The following is a 13,355-nucleotide window of genomic DNA, read 5'->3' on the forward strand; positions in this document are numbered from 1 at the left end:
CCAGCAGGGACGGTTAGGAGCGACATGAGCGCGCGACGCGCGTTGAAATTCGCGGGAATTTGGAGCGCGGCGCTCGCTGTCGCCGTCGCGATCGCCTTCACGATCCGCCCGCCGCTGCGCCATGCGGTCGCCGCCCTGTTGAACGACCCGACAAATCTGCCCGCGCTCGCAGGCGCAGCCAACGTGCATTACGAGCCTCGGGCGCTTGCCTGCGCGCAAGCCGTCGCGGATCTGGCTCCCCGCGCCATCGCACAAATCGAGTCCGTGCACGGGCGTCCCTTCGCGCAGCCGCCAACGGTCGGGGTCTACGCATCCCATGAGAATTACGGAAGCGCCAACGGCATGGGCGATCCCGGTATCGCCGCGGTGACGCGCGCCGGCGCGGCGCTATTATCGCCGACTCTGTGCGGCCAAGAGCGCGATCGCCTCGAAGGCGTTCTTGCGCATGAATTGTCGCATGTGCATCTTTCGGGCTGGCGGCCGCTTGGCGCGCCGCGCCCGCCGCAATGGTTCACGGAAGGACTCGCGGTGATGGCCTCAAACGGCGGCGGCGCCGAGGGCGTCAGCATTGAAGACGCGGCGCAGGCGATCCGCGACGGCTATCGCGTCGTGCTCGACGAGCGTCCATGGATCGATTTCGCCGGGCTCGGTTTTGAGCGCGAACCGCCGCGCGATCCAACGAAGGACGCGCTCACCCAGCGCCAGCGGCTCGCCTATCTGCAGGCCGGCATGTTCGTCGGCTGGCTGCGCATGCGCGATCAGAACGCGTTCACGCAGCTTCTTCGCGCGCTCGAAGCGGGCAGGCCTTTCGGGCCGTCATTCGAGTCGGCTTTCGGCGAAAATGCGCCGCAGCTTTGGCTCCGCTTCGTTTCGACGTTTCGGCGAAACGACGCTGACGGCTAGTCTTCAAAGACCTCACGAAGGCCAGCGAGAATCGCCGCGAGCGTAGATTCGGACGCTTTGCCCAAGCGCTTGACGAGCCGCTGCTTGTCGATTGTGCGAATTTGATCAAGCAGCATGAGCCCGCGCTTGCCCTTGAACGTCAGCGCGACGCGAAAGCCGGCGGGGCGGCTTCCCGTCGTCAGCGGCGCGACGATCGCGGTGCGCAAATGGTCATGCATTTCCGGCGGCGAAACAATCAGGCATGGCCGCGTCTTCTGTATCTCGCTCCCGACCGTCGAATCGAGCGCAGCGAGCCAGATTTCGCCGCGCTTCACCACGTCAGTTTTTCGTCGCCTTCATTGCCAAACTCCGGCCATAGAAGCGCGTCGTCGCCATGCTCGGCGATACGGCGGGCGTCATCGCTCCAACCCTCCCGAACGCGCTTCTTGAGCGGCGTGACGACAAGACGGCCTTTCTCGACGGTCAGTTCGACGTCGTCTCCGACATCCGCCCCAATTTCAGCAAGGAACGGCTTGGGGATGATCAAACCGGAAGAGTTTCCCATTTTTCGGAGCGCGCTACGCATGGCATATCCATCAATGTTATAACTAAGTTATAACATTGATAAGTAGATTCGCAACCGCTCACTTCAAAAACACATAGATATCGACGTCGACGCTCGCGTCGTCGCCCTTAAAGTCGGTGAGATATTCCTCAAGAATAAGATCCTTCGTATCGAGCCCCTTCTCGTCAAGATAGGCGGCGATCGCCTCATAAGTGGCCTCGATCTCGTCATAGGCGCCGCGATGCTGGAATTTGAGCGCCTTTCCGGCCGGCGACGCGCCGATGCTGACGCCCTCGGGCAGCTTGGGCTTGCCTTCCGGCGCCGCCGCAAGCGGAACCATCGCCTCGAAGGCGAAGCCCGTGTCGTCGGTTTTGGTGAAGACGGCGAAAGGCCGGCCGTTGGCCGCAAGCCCCGCTTTTCCGACCGTCTCACTGAGCCTGGCGAGAGCCTCGCCGACGGTCTTGCTGGCATCCTCCCACTTGCCCTGCCCCTTGATCACAGCGGCGGGCCGCGCGTCGACGGTCACGGTCTGGCTCATCACCGCCTGCGCCGCATCGTCTGCCACGCCCGGAGGCGGGCTGGCGTCGCCCGGCTTGACGTCAGTCGAACCAGCCTCCGGCGGACGGGCCTCGGTCGGCTTCGACTCGCTCGGCTTGGACTCGCCCGTCTCGCTGGGTTTCGTATCTGGCGCCGCACTTGGCGGGGCGGGCTTTTGCGGCGTGGCGGATCTGTCCGCTTCCTCAACGCCGCCGACCGGAACCAGCGCGCGTTCGGAATAGATCGCGGCGCCCGCGACTAGAATGATGAGGATCGCCAGCACACGCCAGTGGCGTCGCAGGCTATCCAGCAAGCCCGGTTCTTCTTCCATCGTCGAGCTTCCCTAAACGGCCATCATGGCCTTTTCGCGCGCACATGCGACACGCGTCCGGCGGGAGCCCGCAGTGGCGCTTCGGCGCAGCCTTCTCTATATACGAGCGCGTCTTCCGGAGAATAGGCGAAAAGCTGCCCCATGGCGCATCCGCTCGACCATCTTCCGATCCTGCGCATGAACGGCGCCGGAAATGAGATTCTCGTTCTCGATTTGCGCGGGAGCGACCACGCGCTTGCGCCGCAGGAAGCGCGCGCCATCGCCAATGCGCCGGGCCTGCGCTTCGATCAGCTGATGGCGCTCCATAGGCCGCGTAGGCCCGGCGACGACGCCTATATGCGCATTTACAATGTCGACGGTTCTCTCTCCGCCGCCTGCGGCAATGGCACGCGCTGCGTCGCCTATGCGCTGGCGCGCGAAGGCAAGGACGCGCTGCGTCTGGAGACGGAAGCCGGCCTCATCGAGACGCGACGGCAGGCCGATGCGGTCTTCACGGTCGACATGGGTCGTCCTCGCTTCGACTGGCAGGAAATTCCGCTCGCCCGCGCCGTCGAGGATACCCGCGAGGTCGCGCTCGATCCGCCCGTCGCTGGCGCGCCATCGCGCTTCTCCGCGGTCAGCATGGGCAATCCTCATGCCGTGTTCTTTATCGACGACGCGACGCAGATTGATCTCGAGACGCTCGGCCCGCGCATCGAACGCCATCCGCTCTTTCCCAAACGCGTCAATGTCTCTTTCGCGCAGATGCTTTCGCGCGACGATATTCTGCTGCGCGTCTGGGAGCGTGGAACCGGCGCCACCAAGGCTTGCGGCTCGGCCGCCTGCGCGACGCTCGTCGCCGCCGCGCGCGCAGGGCTCGGCGAGCGCGCGGCGCGTCTGCGCCTGCCGGGCGGCGATCTTCATATCGAATGGCGCGCCGACGATCACGTGCTGATGACGGGGCCGGTCGAGTTCGAATTCGAAACCACGCTCGATCCGCGCATTTTTCAGGGCGTCTTGGCGTGAACGCGCCGCTACGCAACGCCGAGGTCGTGACCTTCGGCTGCCGGCTTAACGCCGTCGAGTCGCAGGAGCTCGCCAAAGCCCACGCCAGCCCGCGCGAGACGGTGATCGTCAACACCTGCGCCGTCACGAGCGAGGCCACGCGACAAGCGCGTCAGGCGATTCGCCGCTTGCATCGCGAGCGGCCCGACGCCGAGATCATCATCGCCGGCTGCGCGGCTCGGCTCGACCCTCCCGGTTTCGCCAAGATCGAGGGGGTGACGCGGGTCCTCGCCGAACATGCGCCAAATCGCGCGCTTTCAAGCGATGAGGGCACGCGCGGGCTGCTTGCCGTGCAGAACGGTTGCGATCATCGCTGCACCTTCTGCATCATTCCTTTTGGCCGCGGCGCGGCGCGCTCGGCGCCGCCGAGCGAGGTCGTCGCGCAGGCCGGCGCGCTTGTCGCGAGCGGCAAAAAGGAGATCGTGCTGACGGGCGTCGATCTCACGAGCTACGGCGTCGACCTTGGCGAAGGTTGGACGCTCGGGCTCCTCGTGCGTCTGCTGCTGCGCCGCCTTCCAGAGCTTGTACGGCTGCGTCTCTCGTCGGTCGATTGCATTGAGGTCGACGAAGATCTCGTCGAGGCGTTTGCGGAAGATCCGCGGCTTTGCCCGCATCTTCATCTGTCGCTGCAGTCCGGCGACGATCTGATCTTGAAGCGCATGAAGCGCCGCCATTCGCGCCAGGACGCGATCAGCCTCTGCCACACGCTGCGCGAGGCGCGGCCCGACATCATCTTTGGCGCTGACTTCATCGTCGGCTTTCCGACCGAGACGGAAGACATGTTCGACGCCACGCTCGACATCGTCGACGCCTGCGGTCTCACGCATCTTCATGTCTTTCCGTTCTCCGCGCGTCCGGGAACGCCGGCGGCGCGCATGCCGCAACTCGCGCCGCAAATCGCCAAAGAGCGCGCGGCGCGATTGCGGGAAAAGGGCGACGCCGCGCTACGCCGACATTTCGACGCGCAAAGCGGCCGAACCTTGCGGCTGCTGACCGAGCGCGGCGGCACGGCGCGCGCCGCCGATTTCACCCTTGCGCACACGCCTGGCGTCGAAGCGGGTCTGATGATCGAGGCGCTCTGCACGGGCCACGACGGGCGCGCGCTCACGACGCGGCCTACGGCGCTTGGTAGGTGATCCGATAAATCGCGCCGTTCTGGTCGTCGGTGACGAGAAGCGATCCGTCGGCAAGTTCTGCGACGTCGACGGGCCGGCCCAGATAAGAACCGGAACCGTCGTTCCAGCCCTCTGCAAATGGCGTGCTCGCGGTTGTTCCAGCGAGAGTGACCATCACCCGCGCGCCGATTGGAATGCTCCGGTCCCACGATCCGTGCTGCGCGTAAAATATCGCGCCCCGATATTCCTTCGGAAACATGACGCCGCGGTAGAACATTATGCCGAGATCGGCGGCGTGCGGCGCGGTCTCCACGACAGGGAAGACGACGCCCTTCGGCGGCTCAGCCCGCGCATATTCGTTGGTGCGCACATGGCCGCCGCCATACCAGGGGAAGCCAAAATTCAGTCCTGTCCTGTCCGCGCGATTGATTTCGCCAGGGGGCCGATCGTCGCCCATCGAGTCGACCTGATTGTCGGTGAACCAGAGCGACCCGTCCGCGTCGAACGCCATGCCGACGGAATTGCGAATGCCGGTCGCGAAGACTTCACGCTGCGATCCATCAAGATTCATCCGAATGACGCCGCCGATTCCCGTCTTCTCGTAAAGCGCGAGCTTGTCTCGCGGCGCGACATTGTTCGGCTGGCCAAGCGAGATGTAGAGCTTGTCGTCAGGCCCGACGCGGCACACGCGCGAGGAGTGGCCGCGACTCTCCTCGCTGCGCGGAATGAGATCGCCGGCCTTTACCACGACCCTGGCGTTCGCCGCCGCGTCGCGCCACGTTTTCTCAGCGTCGTCGAAACGGGTGACCCGATTGCGCTCGACGAGAAAGAGCGCGCCGTCCTTTGAAAAACACAGGCCGTGAGGCATCTTGAATTTCATCGATGGCGCGAATGGCTCGACGGATGCGGCCTTGGTCCCGCCGGGTGTGATCACAAAGGCGCGCTTCTCCGCCGTGCCGACAAAGATCGCGCGTCCTTCTCTCCCGACGGCGAGCGTGCGCGCCTCGGGGACCATCGCATAGAGCGCAATCGAGAAGCCCGGGGGAAGCTTGATGCGCTTGAGGATGGATTCGATCTCCGCGCCGCGACGGTCTTGAGCAGCCGACTGAGGCGCGGCGACGCCGCCGCCCAGAGTCCAGAAAAGCAAAATTACTGCGGCTCCGACGCGCATTTCAAAGGCCTTTCGGATAATCCTTTCGACGCATATAGGCGGCAAAAAGGGCGGAGCCAGTTACGGTTCCGCCCTACCGCGGGTTCCCACTTCGGTCAAAGTCACCTCAACGTCGACTGGTCTCTCGACGTCGACGTCGTGGTGTCTTCCCAATAGGGGGAGGACCCGTAGTTCCTGTGCAGCCGGCTTTCCCAATCGCGATCGCTCCAGCTTTCTTCGCCTGCGAATTCAGGAGCGTTCTGCAGCTGCTCTTCCGTCACATCCGCGATATATCCGCCGAGATTGGTGTCGTAGCGGAACGCTTTCCAAGGCAAAGGATGCTCGCCTTCGCCGATGCCGAGAAAGCCGCCGAAGGTCATAATCGCGTATCGAACCGAACCAGAGACGCGATCGATCATCAGGTGATCAATTTCGCCAATCTTGTTGCCGGCCGCGTCATACACATCCGTGCCTTCGACCTTATCGCTCGAGATAAGGTTGGCGTTTGGCTGTGCCATGCCCATAGTAACCTCCTGCCGCGCGCACTTAACCGACGCCATTGTCGAACTTGCCGCGCCTTTCCCAGATGAACACAGGGTGAAGCCCCTTGTTCCTCGTGAAAACGAAAAATCGGCGTCTGCATAAGCTTAGCGACCGTCTTCCTTCTTCCGTAAATTGCCGCTAATGCAAGTGCGTGATGCGCGGCGCCTGCAGATGAAAAGCTTCAGTGGTCAGATGCACGGTCGCCCATCGCCAATGCATCAGGAAGATTGCGGCGAGGCGGAATCGTCCTAGCGACTCCGTTTCGTCGGCAACCGCAGCAATGGGCTTCGCCCGGTAAGAAGCGCGCATGTCTCCCGAATTCAGCCTTGGCTGGGAAGTCTTCGAGATCATCTGGATCAACCTGCTGCTCTCGGGCGACAATGCAATTTTGATTGCGCTTGCCTGTCGGCAACTGCCGGTGCGTCAGCGTCGCTGGGGCGTATTTCTGGGCGCGCTGGGCGGCGTCGTTCTGCGCATCGCTTTCACGCTCGTCGTCGTCGAGCTTATGGCGGTTCCCTATCTGAAAATCGTCGGCTCGCTATTGCTGCTCATTATCGCCGTCAAACTGCTGATCGACGAAACTGAGCATTCCGACGTCACGGCCAAACCCAATCTCTGGAGCGCGGTCGGGGCGATCATCATGGCGGACGCAGTGATGTCGCTCGACAATGTGATCGCCATCGCCGCGGCGGCGCGCGGCTCGACCAATCTCATCGTCTTCGGCCTTCTGATCTCGGTGCCGATTGTGATGTTCGGCGCCGGCGCGCTGCTGAAAGTGCTGGAGCGATTTCCGGCGCTGGTCTGGGCAGGCGCAGCCCTTCTCGGCTGGGTCGCGGGCGACATGGCCGCGGCCGACCCTGCCCTACCGAAATTCGTTCATGTCGCGAATCATGGCGCGCTCGAACTTGGGCTTTCGATCGGGGGCTGCGTCCTGGTGCTTGGCGTCGCTTTCGCGATCGCCGTTTACCGGCAGTGGCGCGAGGACCAACGCGTCTCGCGAGACTAGAGCGCTTATCGATCACATGGAATCATGTGATCGATAAGGAATCGCTCAAAATCGAAATGGTTGAGCAGTTTCTCATCGAAAAAGTCTGTCAACTTTTTCGGAACCTGCTCTAACCGCGTCCCATGCCCTGTTTGGCGAGGGGCTGCTGCGGATCAAGCGTGAGCGCGCGCTGATAGGATTCCTGCGCCTTGGAGCGGTTGCCGCTCTTGTCGTAAGCGACGCCGAGCCAGGCCCACGCGAGAGCGCTCTTGCTGTCGACGTTGAGCGCGGCGTTGAAATCCTCGACCGCCTTGTCGAATTTGCCGAGTTTAACCAGGCTTTCGCCGCGCGCCAGATAGGGCGCCGCCGCGAAGGGATCGCGATCGATCGCGTTGTCGAAATCAGTCACGGCGCGCGCATCATCGCCACGCTTCTGGTGGATAAGCCCGCGCGCATGAAACGCCTGCGCGCTTTCGGGATTGAGGCGGATGGCCTGGTCGAGATCGGCAAGCGCCTGATCAAGATTGCCCTGGGCGCGCAGCAGATTGGCGCGACCGACATAAGCCGGCGCATGTTTGGGATTGACTTCAATCGCTCTGTCGAAGTCGGCGCGGGCGGCGTCGCTCTGGCCCGTCTGGCGGAGCGCGAGCGCGCGATTCGTGTAGGCCGCCGAATTATTCGGCTCGAGCTTGATGGCCTGCGTGAAGTCGGCGACCGCCTCCTGGAACCGCCCGACCCGAGCGTAAGCGACGCCCCGGGTGTTGTAAGCCTCAGCGCTCGACGGATTGCGCCGAATCACTTCGCTGAGCGAATCAATATTGACGGAAGCGGAATTGGCGTCGGTGTCGGCGATCTCGGCGATGCCGCGTCCCGGCGGACGGATGCCGCTCGCGGTTTCGCAGCCCGCCAGAGCGATGATGGCGAGCGCCGCCGCGCCGCGCGTGAGGGCCTGACGAGATAGGGACGAAGCTTGGCGACGCGACGTCGCCGCACGGCAAAAGCCCATGCCTTCAGATCCTCCCCAGCCGCAATGCGTCTTCCCCGTCTATCTTCTATGCGCAATTTTTAAAAAGCGCTTGCAATCGGGCGAGAATTCGACGGCTCGAGCCGGATCAGCGGGCGCCGACCGGCTTCGCCTTGACCGGCAGCAGGCCTTCGCGCTGGAGCTTCTTGCGGGCCAGCTTGCGGGCGCGACGGACTGCTTCGGCCTTCTCGCGCGCGCGCTTCTCGGAAGGCTTTTCATAGTGACCGCGCAGTTTCATTTCGCGGAAGATGCCCTCACGTTGCATCTTCTTTTTCAGAGCCTTGAGCGCCTGATCGACATTGTTGTCGCGAACGAGAACTTGCACGTATCCATCCTGTGTTTGGGACCCGCCGCGACGGCTCCGTCGTTGAGCGGCCATAATAGGGAATAGGTATCCGGGCGCTGACGGAGCGCCTGACCCGTGCGGCACGGGATAACAGAATCGCCCTCCCCTGTCCACGGCCGATTGGCGTGAACGCGCCTCAACCTATACTTAATGCGGCGCTCCACGGCGTCTATCCGCGCGGCGGATGACTGCTTGTTCGATCTCGGCGTTATAATATAACATTGGCTATGTTCGACATGACGACCCAACATCGGGCCCTGGCCCAGCCGTTGCCCGCCAGCGCAGCCACTGGCGCTCGAGAGGCGCGGCTCTCAGCTCTCGGAGCCTCCGCCGGCGCCCGTCTCATCGTCGCCGCGCTGCTTCTCGCGGCATTGTGGGCCGGCGCCTACTGGGCGCTGCATTGAGCGCGGCGGCCAATGCGCCGGCGATCCGGCTCGTCAATCTCACCCTCGGCTATGATCGGCGCCCCGCGGTTCATCACCTTGAGGGCGAAATCGCGCCCGGAGAAGGACTGGCCGTCTGCGGCCCGAACGGCGCCGGCAAGTCGACGCTGCTCAAGGCGCTCGCCGGGCTGCTGGCGCCGCTTGGCGGCGAAATCCATTTCGGCGGCCTGTCGCCCCGCGCCGTCGCCTATCTGCCGCAGGTCGTCGACATTGATCGCGCTTTCCCGATCAATGTGCGTGATTTCGTGGCCATGGGCGCTTTGGCGCGCGTCGGTCTTTTCGGGGCGCTGAACGCGGCCGAACAGGTTCGGGTGGGCGCGGCGATCGAAACGGTCGGACTCGTCGGCTTCGAATCGCGGACGCTCGAAACTCTGTCCGGCGGACAGATGCAGCGGGCGCTGTTCGCGCGGCTGATCGTCCAGGATCAGCCGGTCATTCTTCTCGACGAGCCTTTCGGCGCGATCGACGCAGCGACGATCGACGATCTTTTGGCCTTGATCGCGCGATGGCGCGCCGAAGGGCGCACCGTCGTCGCCGTTCTCCACGAATTGGACATTGTCCGCCGCGCCTTCCCGCGCACTCTGCTGCTTGCCCGCGAGTGCATCTTCTGGGGCGACACGCGCGACGCCCTTTGCGAAAAAAATCTCGTCCGCGCGCGCGCCATGTCGGAAGCCTTCGACGAGCGCGCACGCGAATGTCTTCGCGATGAGTTTGACGCCGAAGATCGCCTGCATGTTCACTGACGTCTTCGTCACGCCGTTCGCCGATTATGAATTCATGCGACGGGCGCTTGTCGGCTCCCTGGCGCTCGCCCTTTCGGGCGCGCCGCTCGGCGTCTTTTTGATCCTTCGGCGCATGTCGCTTGCCGGCGACGCGCTGTCCCATGCGATCCTGCCTGGAGCCGCCGTCGGCTATCTCGTCGCCGGCCTGTCTTTGCCGGCGATGACCTTCGGCGGCCTCTTCGCCGGCCTCGTCGTCGCGCTCGCCGCCGGCGCGGCCTCCCGATTTACGACGCTGCGTGAGGACGCGTCGCTCGCGGCCTTCTATCTCGTCTCGCTGGCGCTGGGCGTGACGCTCGTATCCCTGCGCGGCTCAAACGTCGACCTGCTCCACGTGCTCTTCGGCTCAGTCGTCGGACTTGATGACGCGGCGCTCCTGCTGCTTGTCGGCGTCTCGACCCTCACGCTCGTTCTGCTGGCGGTTTTCTACCGGGCGCTGGTGCTAGATACGCTCGATCCTCTGTTCTTGCGGCAAACGAGCGCATTTGGCGAATTCACGCCCTTCCTCTTCCTCGCCCTGGTGGTGCTCAATCTTGTCGCGGGCTTTCATGCGCTCGGCACGCTGATGGCCGTCGGCGTGATGATGCTTCCCGCCGCCGCGGCGCGGTTGTGGACGCGCGATCTCGCCATCGCCCTCCCCCTCGCCGCGGCGATCGGCGCCCTCTGCTGTTACGGCGGTCTCGTCTTCTCCAACGAGACCAGCGCGCCGACGGGACCCGCCATCATTCTCGCCGCGGGCGTCGTCTATTTTTTCTCGATGATTTTTGGCCGCGCCGGCGGCGTGCTGCGGTTAAAACGGCCGCGCCGGCATCTCGAAGGATAGAACGATGCTTACACGCCGCAGCGCGCTCGCGCTTTCATTCGCCGCATGCGTCGCGCCAGCGATGGCGGAGGCGCAGAAAATACCCGTCGTCGCCAGCTTTTCGATTATCGGCGATCTTGTGCGGCAGGTCGGCGGCGACCGGGTCGCTGTCACCACTATCGTCGGTCCCGACGGCGACGCCCATGTCTACCAGCCCAGTCCGGCCGATGGCCGCAACATTGCGCAAGCCCGGCTGATTTTCGTCAACGGGCTCGGATTTGAAGGCTGGCTCGACCGTCTCGTCACTGCCGCCAAGAGCAAAGGCGAAGTGTTCACTTTGGGCAAAGGCGTCACTGCGCGAAAGGACGAAGAGGGACAGGATCCTCACGCTTGGCAGGACGTCGCCAACGCCAGAATTTATGTCGAGGCGATCCGGGAAGCGCTGACGGCAGTCGATCCTGAGGGTGCCCAGACCTATAAGGCCAACGCCGACGCCTATCTCGCCAAGCTCGACGCGCTCGACTCGGAAATCCAGCAAGCCATCGCCGCCATTCCCCAGGACCGTCGCCGCGTCGTTTCAACCCATGACGCCTTCGGCTATTTCGCTGCGCGCTACGGCGTCGAATTCATCGCCCCGCAGGGCGTGTCGACAGAGGCTGACGTCAGCGCGCGCGATGTCGCGAAGATCATCGACGCGGTCAGGGCGCATAAGGTTCGGGCGGTCTTTGTCGAGAACGTCGCCGATCCGCGCCTCGCCAAGCGCATCGCCAGCGAGACCGGCGCCCAGGTCGGCGGGGTCCTTTATTCCGACGCGCTGTCGGACGCCAAAGGCGATGGCGCAACCTATATCGACATGATGCGCCACAATGTAAGAGAATTGACGAAAGCCCTGGCGCCCTAACCCCCTCCCCACCCCTCCCCCACGTCGTGGGAGAGGGAGCTGGCCCGGCCCTCTTAGAGATTTCGCGCAAGGCCGATCATTAGGGTCCGCTCTCCCGCTTGCGGGGGAGGGACAGGGTGGGGGCGAACGAAACTGGAGTAAGCGGCATTGACCGAGAAAATCCCCGTCACCGTCATCACCGGCTATCTCGGCGCCGGCAAAACGACGCTTCTCAATCGCATTCTCACCGAGCAGCATGGCCGGCGCTACGCCGTCATCGTCAATGAGTTCGGCGAGATCGGCATCGACAACGATCTCGTGGTCGGCGCCGACGAAGAAGTCTTCGAGATGAACAACGGCTGCATCTGCTGCACCGTGCGCGGCGATCTCATTCGCATCATCGAGGGCCTGATGCGCCGACGCGGCAAGTTCGACGCGATCATCGTCGAGACGACGGGGCTCGCCAATCCGGCTCCCGTTGCGCAGACCTTCTTCATGGACGCTGACGTCAAGGAGGCGGCGCGGCTCGATGCGGTGGTGACGGTCGCCGACGCCAAATGGCTTGGCGAGCGGCTGAAGGACGCGCCGGAAGCGAAGAGTCAGATCGCCTTCGCTGATGTGATCGTCCTGAACAAAACCGATCTCGTTTCAGCCGATGAGCTCGCGGAAGTCGAAGGCCGCATCCGCGCGATCAATCCTTACGCCGCTTTGCATCGCGCGGTGCGGTCGGACGTTCCCCTGCAGGCGGTTTTGGAGCGCAACGCCTTCGATCTCGACCGGATTCTGGAGATCGAGCCGGCGTTCCTCGAAGCCGAGGAGTCGAGTCACGATCATAACGATGGCCATGATCACGAATGCGCTCCAGATTGCGGCCATGATCACCACGACCATGATCATCACGATCACGCTCATCAGCACGGTCATGGCCATGAGCATGAGCATGAGCATGAAAATCATCACGCGCCTCACGCCGGGCTGAAGCATTTCCATGACGACGAGATGCATTCCGTCTCGATCCGCCACGAGGGCCCCGTCGATCCTGAACGCTTCGTTCCCTGGCTGAACGACCTCATCCAGCGCGAAGGACCGGACATTCTGCGCAGCAAGGGAATCATCGCCTTCAAGGACGAGCCGCGGCGGTTCGTGTTCCAAGGCGTCCATCAGATCCTGGACGGCGATTTGCAGCGAGAATGGAAAGAAGGCGAGAAGCGCGAGTCGCGCCTCGTCTTCATCGGCAGGAAGCTGAAGGAGCAGGAAATCCGCGAAGGCTTCGAGAAGATCGTCCTAGGCGCGTCGGCCTCGCAGGAGACGCTTCATTCATAAGAAATGATCTCGCGCTCTTCGCCATGCACGACCTTCGTGCGGCGGGAGTCGCCGGCCTTGCGGCGAATGAGAAATCGCGGACGACGCTTGCCCAGACTGGTCTCGCAGCGGCGGCGAGGCGAGGCGGCGGCGATCGCTTCGCCGGCGCCCTCAAGCGAACGCAATGCGCCATCCTCCTCGGTGACGCGCGGCAGCCCCAGCCAGGCCGCCCAGTGACGCCAGTCCGACGCAGCGGCGCCGCAGTCTTGAGTGTCGCCGAGGAGAATGTCGAGGTCCGGGTCGCGGTGCGCCAGCGACAGAACGTAGCGCGGCGATCCGTCGTCCGCGGACTGCACCTCGAGGGCGACGCCGCGATAGGCGACGACGGGCACAGTGATGACCATGGAGACGCCGCTGTATCGGCGGGAGATCAAAACGTCGTCCCGGGTCACGCGGATGCGCCGCGCCCCGCCGTCGGCGCGGCGGTCACGCTGAACAAAGACCTTTTCCTCGATCCTGCGCGCAGTATTGGCCTCAACCATCGATCGCTCCTTGCGGCTTGAATTCCTGTCGGCGCTTATATTGCCGCAGCCTGCCCTCGAAGGCCCTAAAAAGCCTGGTGAACAG

16 protein-coding genes and 1 pseudogene are annotated in these 13,355 nt (G+C 63.7%); 9 read left to right on the forward strand and 8 right to left on the reverse strand.

Features of this window, described 5'->3' with window-relative positions; genetic code table 11:
- Window positions 1-24: 24 nt before the first annotated feature.
- Window positions 25-903, forward strand: a complete 879-nt coding sequence (locus tag IYX23_RS03345) for a hypothetical protein (RefSeq protein ID WP_196393771.1) — start codon at window positions 25-27, stop codon at window positions 901-903.
- On the opposite strand, the gene IYX23_RS03350 is transcribed toward IYX23_RS03345, so the two are convergent.
- From IYX23_RS03350 to IYX23_RS03360, 3 genes are read right to left on the reverse strand one after another with little or no spacing between them, the layout of a single operon-like run.
- On the reverse strand, window positions 900-1,220 hold the full coding sequence (locus IYX23_RS03350; protein WP_196393772.1) for a type II toxin-antitoxin system PemK/MazF family toxin: 321 nt from the start codon (window positions 1,218-1,220) through the stop codon (window positions 900-902). The genes IYX23_RS03345 and IYX23_RS03350 overlap by 4 nt on opposite strands.
- Window positions 1,214-1,468: an AbrB/MazE/SpoVT family DNA-binding domain-containing protein gene (locus IYX23_RS03355; RefSeq protein ID WP_210330677.1), complete on the reverse strand. Its 255-nt coding sequence runs from the start codon at window positions 1,466-1,468 to the stop codon at window positions 1,214-1,216. Before IYX23_RS03355 ends, IYX23_RS03350 begins: the two co-directional genes overlap by 7 nt.
- 58 nt (window positions 1,469-1,526) lie before the next feature.
- Entirely contained in the window at window positions 1,527-2,315 is a 789-nt protein-coding gene (locus tag IYX23_RS03360; protein ID WP_196393773.1) for a GyrI-like domain-containing protein, read from the reverse strand.
- Window positions 2,316-2,456: 141 nt separating this feature from the next.
- Between IYX23_RS03360 and dapF the strand changes: the two genes are divergently transcribed.
- Both dapF and IYX23_RS03370 read left to right on the forward strand, forming a co-directional pair.
- Window positions 2,457-3,320, forward strand: coding sequence for a diaminopimelate epimerase (gene dapF / locus IYX23_RS03365; protein WP_196393774.1), 864 nt, complete (start codon window positions 2,457-2,459; stop codon window positions 3,318-3,320).
- Complete coding sequence (locus IYX23_RS03370) at window positions 3,317-4,495, forward strand: radical SAM protein (RefSeq protein ID WP_196393775.1); 1,179 nt, start codon at window positions 3,317-3,319, stop codon at window positions 4,493-4,495. The genes dapF and IYX23_RS03370 overlap by 4 nt, the downstream gene beginning before the upstream one ends.
- On the opposite strand, the gene IYX23_RS03375 is transcribed toward IYX23_RS03370, so the two are convergent.
- Both IYX23_RS03375 and IYX23_RS03380 read right to left on the reverse strand, forming a co-directional pair.
- A complete protein-coding gene (locus IYX23_RS03375; protein ID WP_196393776.1) occupies window positions 4,476-5,645 on the reverse strand; it encodes a PQQ-dependent sugar dehydrogenase in 1,170 nt (389 codons plus the stop codon). The two genes, IYX23_RS03370 and IYX23_RS03375, sit on opposite strands and share 20 nt — an antisense overlap.
- Before the next feature lie 101 nt (window positions 5,646-5,746).
- Window positions 5,747-6,148, reverse strand: coding sequence for a PRC-barrel domain-containing protein (locus IYX23_RS03380; RefSeq protein ID WP_196393777.1), 402 nt, complete (start codon window positions 6,146-6,148; stop codon window positions 5,747-5,749).
- Window positions 6,149-6,474: 326 nt separating this feature from the next.
- Between IYX23_RS03380 and IYX23_RS03385 the strand changes: the two genes are divergently transcribed.
- Window positions 6,475-7,173, forward strand: a complete 699-nt coding sequence (locus tag IYX23_RS03385) for a TerC family protein (protein ID WP_196393778.1) — start codon at window positions 6,475-6,477, stop codon at window positions 7,171-7,173.
- 109 nt (window positions 7,174-7,282) lie between these two features.
- On the opposite strand, the gene IYX23_RS03390 is transcribed toward IYX23_RS03385, so the two are convergent.
- Window positions 7,283-8,158, reverse strand: coding sequence for a tetratricopeptide repeat protein (locus IYX23_RS03390; protein WP_196393779.1), 876 nt, complete (start codon window positions 8,156-8,158; stop codon window positions 7,283-7,285).
- Between the two features lie 118 nt (window positions 8,159-8,276).
- Window positions 8,277-8,501 (reverse strand): annotated as a pseudogene (rpsU, locus tag IYX23_RS03395) (30S ribosomal protein S21); the annotation flags it as partial.
- A 257-nt stretch (window positions 8,502-8,758) separates the two neighbouring features.
- Here rpsU and IYX23_RS03400 point away from each other — a divergent pair.
- The 5 genes from IYX23_RS03400 to IYX23_RS03420 all read left to right on the forward strand — a co-directional run bounded on the left by IYX23_RS03400 (window position 8,759) and on the right by IYX23_RS03420 (window position 12,749).
- Window positions 8,759-8,926: a hypothetical protein gene (locus IYX23_RS03400; RefSeq protein WP_196393780.1), complete on the forward strand. Its 168-nt coding sequence runs from the start codon at window positions 8,759-8,761 to the stop codon at window positions 8,924-8,926.
- On the forward strand, window positions 8,923-9,708 hold the full coding sequence (locus tag IYX23_RS03405; RefSeq protein ID WP_196393781.1) for an ATP-binding cassette domain-containing protein: 786 nt from the start codon (window positions 8,923-8,925) through the stop codon (window positions 9,706-9,708). Before IYX23_RS03400 ends, IYX23_RS03405 begins: the two co-directional genes overlap by 4 nt.
- Window positions 9,698-10,567 (forward strand): metal ABC transporter permease, encoded by an 870-nt coding sequence (locus tag IYX23_RS03410; RefSeq protein ID WP_196394002.1) that lies wholly within the window; start codon window positions 9,698-9,700, stop codon window positions 10,565-10,567. The genes IYX23_RS03405 and IYX23_RS03410 overlap by 11 nt, the downstream gene beginning before the upstream one ends.
- A 4-nt stretch (window positions 10,568-10,571) precedes the next feature.
- Window positions 10,572-11,447 (forward strand): metal ABC transporter substrate-binding protein, encoded by an 876-nt coding sequence (locus IYX23_RS03415; RefSeq protein WP_196393782.1) that lies wholly within the window; start codon window positions 10,572-10,574, stop codon window positions 11,445-11,447.
- 147 nt (window positions 11,448-11,594) lie between these two features.
- Window positions 11,595-12,749 (forward strand): GTP-binding protein, encoded by a 1,155-nt coding sequence (locus tag IYX23_RS03420; RefSeq protein ID WP_196393783.1) that lies wholly within the window; start codon window positions 11,595-11,597, stop codon window positions 12,747-12,749.
- Here the strand turns inward: IYX23_RS03420 and IYX23_RS03425 are convergent.
- Window positions 12,740-13,270 (reverse strand): DUF6101 family protein, encoded by a 531-nt coding sequence (locus tag IYX23_RS03425; RefSeq protein ID WP_196393784.1) that lies wholly within the window; start codon window positions 13,268-13,270, stop codon window positions 12,740-12,742. The genes IYX23_RS03420 and IYX23_RS03425 overlap by 10 nt on opposite strands.
- Window positions 13,271-13,355 lie beyond the last annotated feature (85 nt).

It is taken from the genome of Methylocystis sp. L43 (assembly GCF_015709525.1).
GTDB lineage: Bacteria > Pseudomonadota > Alphaproteobacteria > Rhizobiales > Beijerinckiaceae > Methylocystis.